Here is an 18167-nt window from a genome sequence, read left to right as displayed (position 1 = left end):
GCCCGGCGGTCTTTCTGTTTGCTTGGACAAACTCAGGAAAGTACCCAGATCACAAATGAATGAAAACGGGTGAGTCGGCCTCCGGCTTTCGGGCATCCTGAGAAGGAGGACAGCCGAAGCGGTTCGGCGAGAGCCGGTATCTTGGCCTGCGGACAAACTAAACCACGCCGGGCCGGAAAACGCCGTCCGGTGGATCTTTTATCAGGCAGCGGTTTGTGTGAAGATAGGTACGGGGGGAATAACGTTATGTTTACGGATTTTAAAATTACAGAAGGCCGGCCGCTGACGGTGCAGGTCAAAGAATACTTGAAGCAGTGGATCACCAAGGGCAAGGGAAGGGTGGACCAGAAGCTGCCGTCGACGCGGGAGCTCAGCACGATGCTGAATATCAGCCGCAACACACTGGTGGCGGTGTACACCGAGCTCGAGGAGGAAGGGTACATTTATACCGTCCGCTCCAAAGGAACCTTCGTCTCCAAAGTGGGCATCGCTTCGGTACCTTCCTGGCATGTGGATTGGCAGCAGCATTTGAGCCCGGTGGCACAAGCGGCCACGGATCTGGATCTGATGAAGCGCGACCTGCGCGGGGAGAAGGGGATGATTAACTTCGCGAGCATCGCCCCCGACGAGAAGCTCTTCGACCTGGCCAACGTGAAGCGCGCTTTTCTGGACCGGATGGCGATCGAAGGGGAAATTTTGCTCAACTACGGCTATGCCAAAGGATACAAACCGTTGATCGAGTATTTGACGGGTTATATGGAAACGAAAGGCGTCGACATGGACGGTAAAGATATTCTGATCACGAACGGGTTCACGGAAGCTTATGATATTATTCTGTCCTCGCTGAACGTGAATGAAAAGCATATTTTGTGTGAAAACCCGACTCATCACACAGCCATCAAAATTTCCCGGCTTCAAGGATATGACATTACCGGGATCGGCATGGAGCAGGACGGGATCGATATCGGCGAAATGGAGCGGGCGCTGACCGAGAACTCCTTCGGTCTGGCGTTCCTCACCCCGTCGTATCACAACCCGACCGGGATCGTGATGTCAGCCGAAAAGCGGGTCGAAGTGCTGCGCCTGCTGGCAAAGCACCATATTCCATTGATCGAGGACGGCTTTAATGAGGAGCTGCGCTATTCGGGTTCGCATATGGCCCCGCTGGCGGCCTTCGGCGGGGATGGAAACAGCGTCATTTACCTCGGGAGCTTTTCCAAAATATTGTTCCCGGGCATCCGCATCGGCTGGATCGCGGCGGACAGGGAGCTGATCGATGCGCTGGTCAGCGTCAAGCGGGCGAGAAACATTCACACCTCCACGCTGGATCAGGCGGTGCTGTATCAATATTTTCATAACGGCAATTTTGAAAAGTATTTGAAGCGGGCGAAATCTGAATACAAGCATAAGCACGAGCTGGCGGTAGAGTGCTGCCGCAAGTATATACCTCACAAAAGGTTAACCGGAACCGGCGGGCTCCATCTGTTCCTTGAGCTGCAGGACGGCATCCGCTCAAGGGATATTCTGAGGGATTGTTATGAACAAGGCGTGGTGTTTACCGCAGGAGATGTGTTCTATACGGACGGTCAGGGTGAGGGAACGCTGCGGATCGGTTTTTCACGGGTGAGCGATGAAGAACTTGTCCACGGCATTCAGGTGATCGGAAAGGCGGTCCAAAGACGAATGGAGGAGAACGGATGTTAAGAGTAGGCGTAATTATGGGCGGAGATTCCTCGGAACGGGAGGTGTCGCTGATGACGGGACGGGAGATCATCTCGCATTTGGATCCCGCCAAATACGAAGTCCGGCCGATCGAAATTACGAGGAAACGGGATTTGCCGCAGCAGCTGGCCGGTATCGACATGGCCGTGATCGCCCTGCATGGCAAATACGGGGAAGACGGAACGATTCAGGGTACGCTCGAGACGCTCGGTGTTCCATACACCGGCAGCGGCGTTTTGGCGAGCAGTCTGTGCATGGACAAAAATACGGCAAAGAAGCTGCTCCGTTACGAGGGTGTAGAGACACCCGACTGGATGCTGCTGACGAGTCCGGATGAGCTGGAGAACGTGCTCGCCTCGGAACCGCTCTATCCGCTTGTCGTCAAACCGAACAGCGGCGGTTCCAGCGTCGGCGTGACGCTGGCGCGGGATGAGCAGAGCTTGCGGGAAGCGGTGGAGCGCGCTTTCCACTGGGACGATGAAGTGATCCTCGAGCAGTACATCGAGGGTGAGGAAATCACGTGCAGCCTGCTGAACGGTGAGTACCTTCCGGTTCTGGCGATCAAGCCGAACGGAGAGTTTTTCGATTACACTTCCAAATACGAAGAAGGGGAGTGCGAAGAAGTCGTCGCGAGCCTGGATCCGGATACCGCCGAACGGGTCCGCCGGGCCGCCGAGCTCAGCTGCCGCGTGCTCAAATGCAGCGTGTACGCGAGGGTGGATGTCATGCTCCACCAGGGCATTCCTTACGTGATGGAGGTCAACACGCTGCCTGGTATGACCCGGACCAGTCTGCTGCCCAAGAGCGCGCTGGCCGCTGGGCTGTCCTTCTCCGCCCTGCTGGACCGGATCATCGAGGGGTCATTGGCTGAACGTCGGAGGGAATACGGACTCGTTGTGTAATTGGTGGATAACAGCAAAGGAGCTGCTTTTAGGGCGGATCGCCCTGAAAGCAGCTCCTTTTGTTGAAGAGATCAAAAAATATATACATCCGAAGCCAGATAAGCCGCGTCTTACCCGCAGCACCGGCTCATCCGTCGATGGTCCCCGCGGATTATTTAAAGATACTGCTGATCTCTTCGACTTCAGCATCCGTTAATTGAACGTCCAGCGTCTTCAGGTTTTCCTTCACCTGCTCCGGTTTTTTCGCTCCCGGAATCAGGGCGTCAATGGCCGGCTGCTTCAGGTACCAGGCCAGCACCACATGAGCCACTTCGACGTTCTTTTGCGAAGCGATCGGCCGCAGTCGATCCACCTTGTCCAGGTTCCGGGCGAAAGTTTCGCCTTGAAAGCGCGGATTGTTCGCACGGAAATCGCCGAACGTGGTGTCCTTCGTATATTTGCCGCCTAGCAGGCCGGAAGCCAGCGGGAAATAAGGGACAAACGAGATGCCATTGGCTTCGCAGTATGGAAGCAGCTCCTTTTCCGCGTCCCGGGCAAAAAGGTTGTATTCCGATTGGAGCACATCCACATAGCCGTTCACGTTTGCCTCTTTCAGCTGGTCGATGCTGAAATTCGATACGCCGATGGCCCGGATTTTTCCCTGTTCCTTCAGCTTCTGCAGCGCTCCGACGGCTTCAGCCTTCGGCGTCTGCTCATCAGGGAAATGGATGTAGAACAGGTCGATGTAATCCGTCTGCAGGCGTCTTAGACTGTCTTCGACCGACTGCTGCAAAAAGGCGGGCGTATTGTCCATTACGACTTTGCCATCCACAAACTTGTGCGCGCCTTTGGTCGCGAGGACGGCATTCGCTCTGCCTTTCTCCTTCAGCACCTCGCCGATCAGCTCTTCGGAGCGGCCGGGACCGTAGATGAACGCGGTATCCAGGAAATTCACCCCGAGGTCGAGGGCGGTCCGGACCACGTCCCTGCCTGTCTCTTCATTCAGATTCGGATACAGATTATGCCCGCCGACAGCGTTGGCTCCGAGCCCAATCGGATTAATATGCAGATCGCTTTTGCCTAAACGAATCGTAGCCATGGTGATCTCTCCTTCTCTACATTCATTGATGGTAATCCTTCATTATCATATCAAATTGTGAACTGTTTATTCAATATGTACAGTTAGGCGGGGGGACGTGAGGGAGACGGCTCCATTGAAAATGAACCGAAAAAACCGGGCACGGATCATTTCCGTGCCCGGCTGTTGCGGCAGTGCCTGACGAACCACTAAAAGGTAACAGTCATGTATGAGTTCCAATACGTGTATTTCTCAAAGGCTCTTAACACAAATGTCTTTATGAGCCCGGTCATTTGGTTCCGACGGCATTTGTGATCAGCGATGCCAGCAGTTTGGCTCCATCCGCCTTAAGATGGACCCCGTCGGGTGTAAAGAAGGACTGTCCGCTGCTCGCTTCGTACCAATCGAGCAGCGTCGCATTGTCATGGGCATCGGCTGCCTTTCGGAGCGCCGTATTGACCGTGCTTTCCCAGTTTCTCGGCACCCGGGTGTTCACGAGCACGACCTGCCGGACGTCCTTCAGCGAGTCGAGAAGCCGGGAAAGCTGCTTGGAGCTGAAGGCGCCGTTGGTTCCGAGCTCGATCACCACGTAGTCGCCGAGCTTGCCTTCCGACCGGAGCCGCTCCACGATGTCCGGCGCTTCGGACATTTGCCGGCCGATCTCGGCATCGACGACGATGCCGGGAAGGTACTGCTGCAAATATGGGGCGGCGTCCAGCAGGATGGAATCGCCGATGGCGCTCACCGCCAGATTCCGCTTGACCGGAGGAGGGGCGTTCGTTCCCGCTGCGCCGGCCCCTTGCCCGGACGCCTTGCCCGAACTCCCTCCCGGCTCGCCGGCTTTGGCGGGAGTCGTGCCGGCCACGCCTACGGGATTCGCGGACGATGTTGCTTTGCCGCCGGCGGAAGGCGGATCTTCGGCCTGGCCTGTAGTGCCCGAAGCTGCATCATCCGCAGGCTGCTGGCCCTGGGCTGCAGGAGGCGTTTGCACGTCGGCGGGACTGCCGGCAGAGGTTTCCGCCGGGCCGGCGTCGTGATGATCGCCGCCTTTTGCGGTTTGCTGGCCGGAAGCAGGGGCATCCGCATTTCCTGTGCCGTCCCCGGCAGCGGAAACCTCCTGTGACACCGGGCTGGAGCCGTCAGCTCCGGAAGCGGCCGGGCCGAGCGCCTGGACGGTGGATGCCACCGCAGGTGTCCGGGCGATGCCTGTGCAGGAGATAATGACCAGCAGCAGTAAGGTAGCCCCGGTGATCCAGCCCTTCAGCGGAATCTGATCTACGCCCAGTTTGCCGGAGCGCAGCTTCTTCCACCCTTTTCCCAATAACCCTTTGCGGATCGGTTCTTCGATCAATGTATACGACAGCGCAGCCAGCGCAATGCTGGCAGCCACCTGAAATACGGCTTTCAGGACGCTCACGTCTCCGGCTCCGTTTGTTGTGGATAAAATGATTACTGGATAATGCCATATGTATATGCCGTAGGAACGAACGCCGAGCCATCGCAGCGGCTTGCAGCCAATCAGACGGCCGACCCGGCTTGCCGGGTGGGCGAGCACGGCCACGGCTGCTGCCGCGGCCAGCGACAGGAGGACCAAGCCGCCAGGGTATAGGAATGCGTCGTATTCGTTGGTGGTCCAGATCATGACCAGAATCGCTGCTAAGCTGACGATGCCTATGCCGTCCAGCAAGCGCCTGGAGAACCGGTCGATGCGGGGAGACAGCTTGCGGCTGGGCCAAATAATGCTGAGCGCGGCACCGATCAGGAGCGAAAACGCCCGGGTATCCGTCCCGTAATATACCCGGCTGGGATCCGTCCCCGGATCGTAGATGACCAGCATCGCCAGGGCGGATACCGCCGCGGCCGAGAGCATGAACAGAAACATTTTTCCCCGCCGCGGGGCGAGCTTCAGACCGATCAGCATAAGCAGCGGCCACAGTACGTAAAACTGCTCCTCAACCGATAACGACCACAGATGACCGAGCGGCGAGACGGGCCCGAATTTTTCAAAGTACGAAACCTGGTGGTAGATCAAATACCAATTGTTTACATAAAAGAGTGACGAGATCGCGTCGCCCTTTAAAACCGGCATTGTCGACGGCCGCGCCAATGTCACCCAGGCGGTCACGGCGGCGAGCATGACGATCATGGCGGGAAGCAGCCTCCGGCACCGTCTGATCCAAAACTGCTTCAGGTCCAGTGTTCCGCTCCTTCGCCACTCGGCGGTAAGAAGATCGGTGATCAAATATCCGGACAGGACGAAAAATATGCTGACGCCAAGCAGTCCCCCCGGCGCCCAGCCGACGTTCAGATGGTATAAAATGACAGCGAAAACAGCCAGGGTCCGGAGTCCGTCCAGTCCCGGCATATATCTTTTTTCATTCGGCGAGAGGTGAATCATAGCGGCTTACCCGGCTTTTCAGGCAGGTGAGCGGCGCTGTTGTTAACGGCTATGTATGAACTTCCTGAGATGTATGTGCGCATTCTTTAGCTGCCTCCAGACATTGTTGATCGGTGAAACATAAGTTTACCATGTCATACTTTATCATAGGGCACCGAAGGGAAAGTTACAAAATGATTGCGTTCATTTCACATTTTATTCATTATGTATATAGATTGAACTAAAGCTGTGTATTGAACTTCCTGTTGCTTATACGGCCAATAACATTCATTCTTTAGTTCATTCTATGTAGTTAGATCTGCAGAAAGTGGGGAATGAATGAAAATGAATGTAATCATGAGAAGGATGAGTGAATTTTCGCCTGCCGAGCTTACGGATCTTTGGAACGAAGGGTTTAAGGGGTATTCGGTCCCCATCACGATGAGCATGGAAATGCTCCTCAAGAGAAGTGCAGATCAAGGATTGTCGCTGGCCCAGTCGATCGTCGGCTGTGTGGACGGTATTCCCGTCGGTTTTGTCATGAACGGTCTGCGGAATACCGGCGGTGTGAAGACAGCATGGAACGGGGGAACGGGGATCATCCCGGCGTACCGGGGCAAAGGCATCGGCAAGCTGCTGATCAAAGCCAGCCTTGAGCTGTACGAAGCGGAGGGTGCGGATGTCGCCCTGCTCGAAGCGCTGAGCGATAACAAGCCGGCCATATCGCTGTACGAGCGGATGGGATATGAGGTCATTGACGATCTCTTCTTCTATGAATGCAAAAGCCTGAAAGATGAAGCGCTGACCAGCGGCGGTTCCGGGGAGTACGAATTCCGCAGGGGCATTCCGCAGGATATCCAAAGGCTGCAAGTGCCGGTCAGTAACCAGCCTTGGCAGACGCAATGGGAGAGCATCGTGAACGGCGAATCGCTGATCGCGTTCGATCCGGAAGGTCAGCCTGCCGGTTACGCACTGTATAAAAGGGGCTTCGATGATCAGGGGACGCATACCTCCACGTCGCTCTTTCAATGCAAGGTTCTGGGCGGGCAAAGCGAAGACGCTTTGGCTCTGATGAAGGGCCTCCTAAGCGAAGTGTTTGGGCCGTCCAGCCTTGGACTGACCCTGCGTACCGTCAATATTCCCGGGTCCGAAACGATGCTGACGGGTTTGCTGAAGGAAGCCGGTTTTGGCATATCGGTCAGCCAGGTACATATGAAACGCAGCGTGTAACGGCTCAAGCGTATATAAACTATACACGGGCCGAAGCTGCGGTGGGAGCGCTGAGTTACTCCCGTTCCTTATGGATACGTCTGACGCTTGTGCAGTTTCGCGGTTATTGTTAAGATATGTTGCGGGCGGTTTCGATCCGAAAAGTCAAAACCGGACGAGCTTTTGGCCTGAATATGGATCAGCTTATGATAGAATTGCAATCGGTTACAAAGCCGGGTCGTCAGACTTCGGACAAATGGCTTTAACAGCACAGGTGACTATTTTTAAACCTTGAATCAGGAGGATGCATCATGGCGAATACGAGTATTATTCTTAGGGTTGAGCTGGATCACGGGAAGGTAACTTTTGGAGATGTCGCAGCCGCGATCAGTAAATCGGGAGGGGACATCACCTCCATCGACGTCATCCGCCCCGGGAAGGATTCTTCTGTGCGGGATATTACGGTTGAGGTGGCCGACACGCAGGAGGACCGCGTCGTTGAATCGCTGAAGCGGCATGACGGTATCAAGCTGATCAACGTGTCCGACCGGACCTTTCTCGTTCACTTGGGCGGCAAAATCAAGGTTCAGCCAACGCTGCCGATCAAAAACCGGGACGACTTGTCGCGTGTGTATACGCCGGGTGTGGCCAAGGTGTGCACTGCGATCCACGAAGACCAGGATAAGGCTTATTCGCTCACGATTAAACGCAATACGGTAGCGGTCATCACCGACGGTACAGCTGTTCTCGGACTTGGGGATATCGGTCCGCATGCGGCGGCTCCCGTGATGGAAGGCAAGGCGATGCTGTTCAAGCAGCTTGCCGGTGTCGATGCGTTTCCGATCTGCCTGGATACGACGGACACGGAGGAAATTATCCGGACGATCAAGGCGATCAGCCCGATTTTCGGCGGCATCAACCTGGAGGACATCAGCTCTCCGCGCTGCTTCGAAATCGAGACGCGGCTGGCCCAGGAGCTGGATATGCCGATATTCCATGATGACCAGCATGGTACGGCCGTGGTCGTCATCGCCGGTCTCTTGAACGCCTTGAAGGTGGTCAACAAACGGATGGAGAATATCCGGGTCGTCGTGAACGGCATCGGTGCGGCGGGCGTGTCCATTTGCAAAATGCTCCTCAGCGCCGGCGTAACGAAGCTGGTTCCGGTTGACCGGGAAGGCGCTATCGTCAGGGGAGGTACATACAGCCATCCGATGTGGCAGTGGCTGGCAGACCAGCCGCAGGTCGAAGCGAACGAAGGCTCGCTTAAAGAGGTGATCAAAGGGGCCGACGTATTCATCGGCGTATCGCGCGGTAATCTGCTGAACGGGGAGGATATCCGCAGCATGGGGCCGGATCCGATCGTCTTTGCGATGGCGAATCCAGAGCCGGAGGTGTCGCCGGAAGAGGCGATTCCGCATTCCCGGGTCTACGCGACCGGGCGCAGCGATTATCCGAACCAGATCAACAACGTGCTCGTCTTTCCGGGCCTGTTCCGCGGAGCGCTTGACTGCCGGGCCCGCTGCATCAACGAACCGATGAAGCTGGCGGCGGCGCGGGCGATCGCTTCGGTCGTCTCGGGCGGGGAGCTGAATGAGCTGTACATCATCCCGAGTATTTTTAACGAGCAGGTTGTGATCGAAATCCGCAAAGCAGTGGTTCAGGCGGCGATCCTGACCGGGGTAGCGCGCAGAATTCCGAAGGACTTCAGATAAAACGCGGAGTTTGCAGACAGGAGCCGTCCAGAAAAGTCGTGGGCTGATCTGGGCGGTTTCTGTATGTTATAAACTAAATAATCAAGTTAAGAAGCCGTCCTTTGGTTAAGCAGGGTTACGATGACACAAGAGGGACGGTTTCTTGTATATATCGTGCCATTTTGATTGGCTATTAACCTATGTATGTTCAGGTCATGGGGGATTGATTCGCATGTTCCGTAAACGTAAAGAAGTGAAATTCGTTTTTCATAAACACCTGCTCCTGTTTCTTATTACGATCCTCATACCGACGCTCCTGCTGCTCTCATTTCAGGTATACCGCATACAACATGACGCGCGCGAACAGTTGGAGAACGCTTCCCACATTTATTTGGATCGCTCCTCGCGAAACTTGGATATTCTTCTGGATCAAATGAATCAAATGGTATTGCAAATTTCCCTCTCACCCAGCGTGCTGGATCTGCTGAAGCATCCTTTCGATCAAACCGCTTATGATTATGCTCAAACGAAAGAGCAATTGCGGAGTTGGACCGTGATTAATCCGCTGTTCCACTCGCTGTACCTCGACATTTTGCAAAACAGGAAGGTATTGACGACAAATGAAGGCATCTATGATGAGGCTGATTTTTACGACAAAGCTTTCCTTCAGGGTTTGAATACTGTCAGTACAAGCAAATCGTCTTCATGGATAGGACTGCGTTCCTTACCAAATGAGGACGGCCGAGGCATTTTGACATTCGCGCGTTCGGTTCCACCGGTCCAGTCGACTCCGCTGGGGGTCCTGGTGCTTAACGTCCAGAAAGACGTCTTTTATAATACGTGGATGAATCTCCAAAAAGAGCAGGCAGGGCCGATGATTCTGCTCGATCCGGAAGGGCGCATGATATCCGGGCCCATCCAGGGACTGGATGCGGAGAAAATAGCGGATTCACTGCAGGCCGGAACAGTGAAGTCGGATCGGAGAACGATAGGTGATGAGGATTTTTTGGTATCGGCATATAAACTGCCGGCCAGCGGCTTTGTTATCATTCAGCTGTCTCCTTTCGCGGCATATGACAAGCAGGTAGCCGCAGCCTTTAAACAGGCGGGAGTGATCCTTCTCGTCGTCGCGGCAGCAGGGATTGGGGTATCCTATTACCTTGCATCCATGATGTACACGCCCTGGAAACGTTTGGCCGATAGGCTTAAAGGGTTTGTATTCACGGGTGAGAGCCGGGATCCCTACACGTTTGTGAACTACGCAATCCATGATCTGTTGGCGGTCATCCGTAAAAATGAACCGATCGTACGCTATCAATTGGTGCATGAATTGCTCCATGATCATCGCGTGGAATCCTCCGATATCACCATAAGGTTTCGCGAAGCGGGGGTCCAATTTGTGTATCCTAACTTTGTCGTGCTTGTTATGATCGACGAATCGCTGGATCACCAAGGAAAAATCGCGAACCAGCTTTTGTATTTGTACAGCCTGGCCGAGGATACGTTTGGATTGGGCATTCCGTCTGCCGGTACCATATTGGATCGTCAAAAGATCGGGTTTATCGTCAATGTGGAATATGAGGAAATGGACGTGTTTCAGATGGCAAGGCTTGAGGATGTTTGCCGCAGCATACAACATCTCGCCCGGGACCGCATTGACGCGACCGTTTCCTTCTGTATCAGTTCCGTTTATCCCCTGGACCAGCTTCATGAGGGCTTCGAGCAGGTGAAACGGATGATCGCTTATAAAGCCTTTATGGAAACGGATATCTATTTTTCCAAACCGATGGACGAGAATGTTCACTACCAGTATCCGGCTGTATATCAAAAGCTGATTATGAATGCGATATTGTCCACGGACCGCGATGCGGCTGAAAGTTATATCACTGAAATGTTCGACCGATATTTAGAAAACAGCGTCTATCCCTATCCCAAACTGCTGCAAACGATCCTTGTGTTAATGAGTCATGTCATCAGCTCCCTCGTTCAGGAAGGGTTTGATATCGGACCATTAATGAACGAAATTGACCTGCTTCAGCTGCAGCATTGCCAGAACAGGGACGAGCTCCGCCAATTACTGGTGAGTCAAACCGATCACGTCATCTTGTACTTGGAAACCTTGCGCAGGAGGGATGATGATTATGGTGCGATCGTCCATCAGGCGATAGCATTTATTGAAAATCATTATGCCGAAAACATTTCCATTTCCGACGTCGCTTCCTCGCTTGGGATCAGTGCATCCTATTTGAGCCGCCTGTTCAAAGCCGAGGTCGGCAAACGGCCGCAGGAGTATTTGACGGAATACCGTTTGAATATCAGCAAAACGCTGCTCAAAGATCACCGGAAAACATTGCAGCAAATTATTGAACAAATCGGTTACAACGATGTTCATACCTATATCCGCTCATTCAAGAAGTTCGAAGGCACCACGCCAGGGGAATACCGTAAAAGATCAATGGATCATTCTTGAGCGTGATGTGCATTTTTTGAACAAAACTTAATAGAGGCGGGTTTTCGGCCATCAATATCAAATAATGATGATGTTCCTCCAGTCCCTGCGACGGTTATGATGTAAGCGCAACCAAGCATCTGTTGAAAGGAGGAACTGCAATTGGGCTTATCCGTCAATCCGGCCGCAAAGGCCGCGCGCAAACCGTCTGCTTTGCCAAATTGGATCAAGCGTGTCCGGAAGCATAAGCATTATTTGATCTTATTGGCACCAGGTATCATCTACTTGCTTTTATTCAACTACTGGCCCATGTTCGGCATCACGATCGCATTCAAAGATTTCAAATTGTCGGAAGGTATCTTTGGCAGCGATTGGGCAGGTTTGAAGTGGTTTCGTATTCTGTTTGACTCCCCTGACTTCTGGGTGGCGTTAAGGAACACGCTGATCATCAGCTTGTACAAATTGGTTTTCAATTTTCCTGCACCCATTATGTTGGCTCTGTTGTTGAACGAAGTGTTCCACTCCGGCTTTAAGCGGATTATACAAACGATCGTGTATTTTCCGCACTTTGTATCCTGGGTGATTTTGGGGGGGATTTTATTTTCTTTGTTTTCCACGGACAGCGGATTGCTTGAATTTTTAGGCATTTCCACATCTCCGCTCATGGATCCTGGAAGCTTCCGCAGTTTACTCGTAGCATCGGACGTGTGGAAAGAAGTTGGGTGGGGGACGATTATCTATTTAGCCGCAATCACGGGAATCAGCCCTGATTTGTACGATGCCGGACGAATGGACGGGGCAAGCCGTTTTCGGCTGATATGGCACATCACGCTTCCGTCGATCGCGGGTACGATCGTGGTTTTACTTATTTTGCGCACCGGCCATATTCTGAATGTCGGCTTCGACCAAATTTTCGTTCTGTATAATCCGCTGGTTTACAGCGTGGCAGACGTACTGGAAACGTATGTATACCGTGTTGGCATCTCGATGGGGCGGTTTTCGATTGCTACGGCAGCCGGAATGTTCCAATCCGTGATTGGACTGGTCATGCTGCTGATTACAAACCAGATTTCCAAACGGCTGACCGGTCACGGGATTTGGTGAGGTGAATCGACCATGAAGAACAAATCCTTGTTGTCCCGCCTATTCGATGCGGCCAATATGCTCTTCCTTACCCTGTTGGCCGCCATCATGCTGTATCCGCTCTGGAGAGAGATCTCTCTGTCGCTGAGTTCCAAGGAGGAGGCGATTCGCGGAGGGCTTTTTTTGTGGCCGCGCGAGTTTACGTTCAGCGCTTATAAAACGATTCTCCATACCGATTATATCTGGAACGCATATGGCAACTCGATCTTTATTACCGTTCTCGGTGTTTTCCTGAGCCTCCTGTTCACGTCTACTACTGCATATCCACTCACAAAGCGGACGCTCCCTTGGAAAAATGCGTTTATGTCGTTCGTTCTGTTCACGATGATATTCAGCGGCGGCTTGATTCCGACCTATTTGGTCATGCGCGAATTGCACCTGGTCAATACGATTTGGGTCGTCATAGCGCTCAATTTGATATCGGCCTTTAACGTGATCATCATGATCAGTTTTATGCGTTCATTGCCCGAGGAATTGGAGGAATCGGCGATGATCGATGGGGCGAATCCGTACCGCATCTTTTTTACGATCATTCTGCCGCTGTGCAAGCCTGTGTTGGCGACGCTCGCCCTTTGGATGGCGGTAGGGCTGTGGAACAACTTTTTCCAATCGTTTATTTACATGAGTGATAAGGAACTAACTACACTGCCCGTACTGCTTCGGCAAATCATCATGGGGCAAAATGAAGCGCAGCAGCTAGGCCAATTGACAGAAACCTCCAGCGAATCGGTCATTGCCGCTACCATTTTCGTCTCATTGGTTCCAATCTTGGCCGTATATCCGTTTTTACAGCGTTATTTCATCAAAGGTGCTCTTCTCGGTTCTGTAAAAGCTTAATAACCGGCGGATACGATTAATTAAAGGGGGCTATGATGCTATGAGCAAAAAAAATTGGCTGTCCATTTTGATTTGCGTGATCACGATGACTTCCGTCATAACTGCTTGCAGCAAAGGGGAGAACGCCGCGCCGCCGGATTCCCCTAACGAGAAAGCCGGCGAAGGGAAGAACGTGACCTATCAATTTTTGCGGAATTCTTCCACTCCCGAGTACCCGGCCGATGGAGGAGAAGGCAGACAGGAGATTCTTAAAGGTCTTGAAAAAGCCGGCATCACAGGTTTTGATTATAAACTGTCCTTGGCCAGCGGCGATGACTACAATACCAAGCTGAATCTGCTGGCCACATCAGGCGAGCTACCCGATTACTTCGATATCGATTCCAAAACGCTTTCGCGGTTTGTCGAACAAGGCTTGGTTCAGCCGATCGACGAGTATTTAAAAAAGGCCCCTCATCTGCTGAAGGCAATTCCGGAGCAATATTGGAAGCAGGTCACATTTGACGGGAAGATTTACGCCATTCCGAACGGAACCCGGCCCGAACCTTTTAATTTTCCAACGGTAGGCGGTCTTGATGTCCGCCAGGATTGGCTCGACGCTCTCGGCCTGCAGCAGCCGACCACGCTGGATGAGCTTCATGATGTGCTGAAGGCGTTCGTTACGCAGGATCCCGACAAAGACGGCAAGAAGGATACCGCCGGATTAGGCGCTTCCAAAACGACTGATTTCGGCGCCATATTCGGTGCATTCGGCATTATTCCGGCATACTGGACTGAAGTTGACGGCCAGATCAAGAAGGGACTGGTCCTGCCCGAAATGAAGGAGGCGTTAGCTGTTCTGCAGCAGTGGTACACAGAAGGACTTATCGATAAGGATTTTCCGATCATGGAGAGCAAGCAGATGGACGAGAAGATCACCAACTCGGAAATCGGATTATGGTTTGGTGATGGATATTACGTGGATAAAAGCGGCAGCTCGGTCGCAGAATCGATATTCAAAGCCAACCCGAATGCGAAAATCGAAATGCTGTCAGCCCCGAAAGGGCCGTCTGGCAATCAAGGTTACCCTGAGGTCAACGGCTTAAACTCTGCGCCATTGCGCGCTCTATCCGCCAAAGCCCAAGACCCTGCGAAGCTGTTTCAGTTCCTTGATTGGATTGCGAACGACGAAGCGGGCGGCGGATTTAACCTGCTATTGTACGGCGTGGAAGGGAAGGACTTTACCTACGATCAGGGGACCAACTCCATCAAGCAGATTACGCCTTATTCCGAGCTGTACAAAAGGGGGTATTCCAATCCGATCCGCATGGTATTTATCATAGACCGCCGCTGGGCTGCGGAGCCGGTCAGACACGCTATTGAGATTGTAAACCAGAAACTGATTAAAAATGCCATGTGGAATACCGTTCAAGCCGAGATCGATTACCCGGATCTGGAACAAAAGCTGTACCAGGAATATTTAATTAAAATCATCACAGGCATCTGGCCCGTCGAAAAATACGATGAGTTTATTCAAAAATACTACGATCAAGGCGGGCGTGAAATCGAAAAGCAGGCCAATGAGCTGTACAAGCAATTGCAATCGGAATAAAAAATGTCCGAAAACTGAAAATCTGCGTCATAAGGAATGGAGGGATTCATGAATGACGGCTGTACAGCCGAACGTGATCGTATTTTTTACGGATCAGCAGCGCTTTGATACGACGGGAGCCCATGGAAACCCGCTAAGGCTGACACCGAATTTTGACCGGATGGCTTCCAGAGGGACTCATATCTATCATTCGTTTACGTGCCAGCCGGTCTGCGGACCTGCGAGGTCCTGCCTGCAGACCGGTGAATATGCAACCTCCACCGGCTGCTTCACGAACGGAATTCCTCTGCCGGAGCAGAAAAAAACGTTAGCCCATTATTTCCGGGAGGCAGGTTACCAAACCGGATATATTGGGAAATGGCATTTGGCCTCGCAGGAACCGGTTCCGCAGAAAGAACGGGGAGGATATGAATACTGGCTCGGAGCCAACATTCTGGAGTACGCTTCGGATGCATACGACACGGTCCTGTATGATACGGATGACCGGCAAGTAAAGCTTCCTGGTTACAGGGTTGATGCCCAGACGGATGCAGCCATCCGTTACATCGACAGACATCAGCAGCAACCGTTCTTTTTGTTTCTATCGTTTCTAGAGCCCCACCATCAAAACCATGCGGACAATTACCCGGCTCCGGACGGATATGAGGAAAGATACACCGGTCGCTGGACGCCGCCTGATTTAGCGGCACTCGGGGGCTCATCGGCCCAGCATCTGGGCGGTTATTACGGCATGGTCAAGCGCCTGGACGAGGCGCTCGGCCGGTTGATGGATGCGCTGAAGAGCCTGGATCTTCTCGAAAATACGATCGTTCTGTTCACTTCGGATCACGGCTGCCACTTTAAGACGCGTAATGGCGAATACAAGCGATCATGCCACGAGAGCTCCATCCGGGTACCTACCGCACTGGCGGGGCATTGCTTTGATTCCGGGGGACAGATTCGCGAGCTGGTAAGTTTAATCGATCTGCCCCCCACGCTGCTTGATGCCGCAGGCATTCCGGTTCCGGAACATATGCAGGGACGTTCCATCCTTCCCCTGCTTAAGGGAGAAAAGAAGGAGTGGCCGCAGGAAGTGTTTGTGCAAATCAGCGAATCGCATACGGGCCGTGCGATCCGCACCAAACGATGGAAATACAGCGTTCGGGCGGTGGAACCGCATGGGGATCGAGGCGCCGCAGATTGCTACACGGAAGACTTTTTGTATGATTTGCAGGCAGACCCACATGAATTAACGAATTTAGCTGGGCTGGCTTCCTATCGTGAGATCAGTGATGAACTGCGGGGGCGACTCCTGAGCCGCATGGCGGAAGCAGGAGAGGCAATGCCGCGGATAGAGAACGCTCCAGTGAAATCTGCCGGCCAACGGCGCATGTCGGTCAGCGAGCTGCGTACCCAAGTGTGATCTGTTTCATCGTAATCATCCGCAAACTTTAGTCCTTCGTTAAAAACAGAGTCGGGACAAAACGGCAAATGAATACCAAAAACTGGGCTGTTAGAGCAAACAACCCCCGCCTTCACCAAAGGCGGGGGTTTAATTGACATTAGGATCGTTTCTATATAGACTCGATCCAGATCCGCTTATTTGCGCAGCGCCTCCGGATCAATCGGAGGAACCAGGCCTTCGCCGGCCGCCCGGGTCAGCAGCGAAGTGATCGCGGCGTATCCGTCGTCCCCGAGGTTGCGCGTAAAGTCGTTGACATACAGGTCAATATGCTGCTGGGCAACGTCAGGATCCAGCTCCTGGGCATGGCTCAGCACGTATTCCCGGGAAGCTTCGGGATGGGCCCAGGCGTATTCGACGGACTGACGGATCCAGTCTTCGATCGCGTCCAGGTCGAGGGACCGCTTGGCAATGATCGCGCCGAGCGGAATCGGCAGGCCGGTATCGCTTTCCCACCAGCTGCCAAGATCCGTCATCAAGGACAAGCCGTAGGACGGATACGTGAATCTGGCTTCGTGAATGACCAGCCCCGCGTCAATCAAGCCGTCCCGGACGGCAGGCATGATTTGGTCGAACGGCATGACCACGATTTCGCCAATCCCGCCGGGAACGTTCTGGGCGGCCCACAGGCGGAAGAGCAGGTAGGCCGTCGATTTTTCGCTCGGAACGGCAACCCGGCGTCCGCTAAGTTCCGAAGGGTCGGCTTGGCCGCCTTTGGTCAGTACAAGCGGCCCGCAGCCGCGGCCCAAGGCGCCGCCGCATGGAATGAGGGCGTATTCGTCCAGAACCCATGGCAGGGCGGCATAAGAAATTTTAAGCACGTCAAGGTCGCTGCCCGGGTTCGATGCCAGGTTATTCGTAATATCAATATCCGCATAGGTGACTTCCAGCTCCGGGGCGGCGGGAATGAGGCCGTGCGCCGCAGCATGGAAGACAAAAGTGTCGTTGGGACAAGGGGAAAATGCAATTTTCATCGTTTCAATACCTCCACTAAGATTGAGCTTGCTGCTTCAAGTGCTTCGAAAGCTTCTTTCATCCGCCAGGCGGAACGGTCCCGGGGACCGATGGCATTCGATATCGTACGAATTTCCAGGCAGGGGAGTCCGAACAGCCGGGCGGCTTCAGCCACGCCGAAGCCTTCCATCGCTTCCGCGGCAGCGTCCTCATACCGCTGCCTTAACGCGGCGGCGGTTTGCGCCGAGCCGGTCCCGGTCGTGACCGTCAGGACGGCACCGCTTCGAACCGCCAGTCCGGCGGAAGCCATGGCTTGCTCGAGGCGGCGGACGAGCGGAAGATCCGGCTCGAGGCGGGAAGAGCCGAACCCAAGCTCGTCCACGCTGAGAAAGCCGTCCGGCGTCTCCGCGCCAAGATCAGCTGCGATCAGCTGATCGGCAATGACGATCGAGCCGATGCCGGCCCGATCCGTAAATCCGCCGCCGATGCCGGCGCTGATGACCAGGCCGTATTCGTTACCGGCCAGAACGCGAGCCGTACGGGCGGCGGCGGAGGCCGGTCCGACGCCGGCCAGCTCGACGTCGATAAAATCCGGGCTGCCGAGTCCGCGAAGAACCGCCTCCCGTTCGGCCTCGACGGCGGTCATGATCAGCACCCGGGAGTGATTGGTTGTTGGTGAATTCATGTGCGTACCTTCTTATCGTATAATTTACAGGCCGTATATGCAGCTTCAATATATAACCTTATCCTGATCGGAGCCGTGTGTAAAGTGGGGGGAAGCCGAGAGGCAGAAC

13 protein-coding genes are annotated in these 18167 nt (G+C 53.7%); 9 read left to right on the top strand and 4 right to left on the bottom strand.

What is annotated here, in order from left to right; genetic code table 11:
* Positions 1–246 precede the first annotated feature (246 nt).
* Positions 247–1704, top strand: coding sequence for a MocR-like pyridoxine biosynthesis transcription factor PdxR (locus K2F33_RS27660; RefSeq protein ID WP_263880142.1), 1458 nt, complete (start codon positions 247–249; stop codon positions 1702–1704).
* Positions 1698–2624, top strand: a complete 927-nt coding sequence (locus K2F33_RS27655; protein WP_263880141.1) for a D-alanine--D-alanine ligase — start codon at positions 1698–1700, stop codon at positions 2622–2624. Before K2F33_RS27660 ends, K2F33_RS27655 begins: the two co-directional genes overlap by 7 nt.
* A 151-nt stretch (positions 2625–2775) precedes the next feature.
* On the opposite strand, the gene K2F33_RS27650 is transcribed toward K2F33_RS27655, so the two are convergent.
* Positions 2776–3702, bottom strand: coding sequence for an aldo/keto reductase (locus tag K2F33_RS27650; RefSeq protein WP_263880139.1), 927 nt, complete (start codon positions 3700–3702; stop codon positions 2776–2778).
* A gap of 268 nt (positions 3703–3970) precedes the next feature.
* Positions 3971–6079: an acyltransferase family protein gene (locus tag K2F33_RS27645; protein WP_263880137.1), complete on the bottom strand. Its 2109-nt coding sequence runs from the start codon at positions 6077–6079 to the stop codon at positions 3971–3973.
* 318 nt (positions 6080–6397) lie between these two features.
* Between K2F33_RS27645 and K2F33_RS27640 the strand changes: the two genes are divergently transcribed.
* From K2F33_RS27640 to K2F33_RS27610, 7 genes are all read left to right on the top strand, one after another.
* Positions 6398–7288, top strand: coding sequence for a GNAT family N-acetyltransferase (locus tag K2F33_RS27640; RefSeq protein ID WP_263880136.1), 891 nt, complete (start codon positions 6398–6400; stop codon positions 7286–7288).
* Positions 7289–7578: 290 nt separating this feature from the next.
* Positions 7579–8982: an NAD-dependent malic enzyme gene (locus tag K2F33_RS27635; protein WP_076167619.1), complete on the top strand. Its 1404-nt coding sequence runs from the start codon at positions 7579–7581 to the stop codon at positions 8980–8982.
* A gap of 211 nt (positions 8983–9193) precedes the next feature.
* Positions 9194–11431 carry a helix-turn-helix domain-containing protein gene (locus tag K2F33_RS27630; RefSeq protein ID WP_263880133.1) on the top strand — a complete coding sequence of 746 codons (2238 nt, stop codon included), beginning with the start codon at positions 9194–9196 and terminating at the stop codon, positions 11429–11431.
* A 141-nt stretch (positions 11432–11572) separates the two neighbouring features.
* Positions 11573–12514 carry an ABC transporter permease gene (locus K2F33_RS27625; protein ID WP_263880131.1) on the top strand — a complete coding sequence of 314 codons (942 nt, stop codon included), beginning with the start codon at positions 11573–11575 and terminating at the stop codon, positions 12512–12514.
* Positions 12515–12526: 12 nt separating this feature from the next.
* Complete coding sequence (locus K2F33_RS27620; RefSeq protein WP_263880128.1) at positions 12527–13390, top strand: carbohydrate ABC transporter permease; 864 nt, start codon at positions 12527–12529, stop codon at positions 13388–13390.
* 40 nt (positions 13391–13430) lie between these two features.
* Entirely contained in the window at positions 13431–14978 is a 1548-nt protein-coding gene (locus K2F33_RS27615; RefSeq protein ID WP_263880125.1) for an extracellular solute-binding protein, read from the top strand.
* 52 nt (positions 14979–15030) lie between these two features.
* Positions 15031–16380 (top strand): sulfatase family protein, encoded by a 1350-nt coding sequence (locus tag K2F33_RS27610; RefSeq protein ID WP_263880122.1) that lies wholly within the window; start codon positions 15031–15033, stop codon positions 16378–16380.
* Between the two features lie 176 nt (positions 16381–16556).
* Here K2F33_RS27610 and K2F33_RS27605 read toward each other — a convergent pair whose 3' ends face one another.
* The gene (locus tag K2F33_RS27605) at positions 16557–17393 is read right to left on the bottom strand and encodes a 1,4-dihydroxy-6-naphtoate synthase (protein ID WP_089546679.1); all 837 of its coding nucleotides are present in this window, start codon (positions 17391–17393) and stop codon (positions 16557–16559) included.
* Positions 17390–18058 carry a futalosine hydrolase gene (locus tag K2F33_RS27600; RefSeq protein WP_076167599.1) on the bottom strand — a complete coding sequence of 223 codons (669 nt, stop codon included), beginning with the start codon at positions 18056–18058 and terminating at the stop codon, positions 17390–17392. The genes K2F33_RS27605 and K2F33_RS27600 overlap by 4 nt, the downstream gene beginning before the upstream one ends.
* Between the last annotated feature and the right edge of the window lie 109 nt (positions 18059–18167).

This window comes from Paenibacillus sp. PSB04 (assembly GCF_025809195.1).
GTDB classification, from domain to species: domain Bacteria; phylum Bacillota; class Bacilli; order Paenibacillales; family Paenibacillaceae; genus Paenibacillus_AQ; species Paenibacillus_AQ favisporus.
The sequence above is the reverse complement of the archived record's forward strand: the minus strand, read 5'-3'. Positions and strand labels throughout refer to the sequence as shown.

Bases quoted from the DNA above. Each gene is read 5' to 3' on its own strand.
- K2F33_RS27635 (WP_076167619.1), top strand. From the start codon at position 7,579: ATGGCGAATACGAGTATTATTCTTAGGGTTGAGCTGGATCACGGGAAG.
- K2F33_RS27610 (WP_263880122.1), top strand. From the start codon at position 15,031: ATGACGGCTGTACAGCCGAACGTGATCGTATTTTTTACGGATCAGCAG.
- K2F33_RS27600 (WP_076167599.1), bottom strand. From the start codon at position 18,058: ATGAATTCACCAACAACCAATCACTCCCGGGTGCTGATCATGACCGCC.
- K2F33_RS27605 (WP_089546679.1), bottom strand. From the start codon at position 17,393: ATGAAAATTGCATTTTCCCCTTGTCCCAACGACACTTTTGTCTTCCAT.
- K2F33_RS27645 (WP_263880137.1), bottom strand. From the start codon at position 6,079: ATGATTCACCTCTCGCCGAATGAAAAAAGATATATGCCGGGACTGGAC.
- K2F33_RS27620 (WP_263880128.1), top strand. From the start codon at position 12,527: ATGAAGAACAAATCCTTGTTGTCCCGCCTATTCGATGCGGCCAATATG.
- K2F33_RS27615 (WP_263880125.1), top strand. From the start codon at position 13,431: ATGAGCAAAAAAAATTGGCTGTCCATTTTGATTTGCGTGATCACGATG.
- K2F33_RS27640 (WP_263880136.1), top strand. From the start codon at position 6,398: ATGAAAATGAATGTAATCATGAGAAGGATGAGTGAATTTTCGCCTGCC.
- K2F33_RS27655 (WP_263880141.1), top strand. From the start codon at position 1,698: ATGTTAAGAGTAGGCGTAATTATGGGCGGAGATTCCTCGGAACGGGAG.
- K2F33_RS27630 (WP_263880133.1), top strand. From the start codon at position 9,194: ATGTTCCGTAAACGTAAAGAAGTGAAATTCGTTTTTCATAAACACCTG.
- K2F33_RS27660 (WP_263880142.1), top strand. From the start codon at position 247: ATGTTTACGGATTTTAAAATTACAGAAGGCCGGCCGCTGACGGTGCAG.
- K2F33_RS27650 (WP_263880139.1), bottom strand. From the start codon at position 3,702: ATGGCTACGATTCGTTTAGGCAAAAGCGATCTGCATATTAATCCGATT.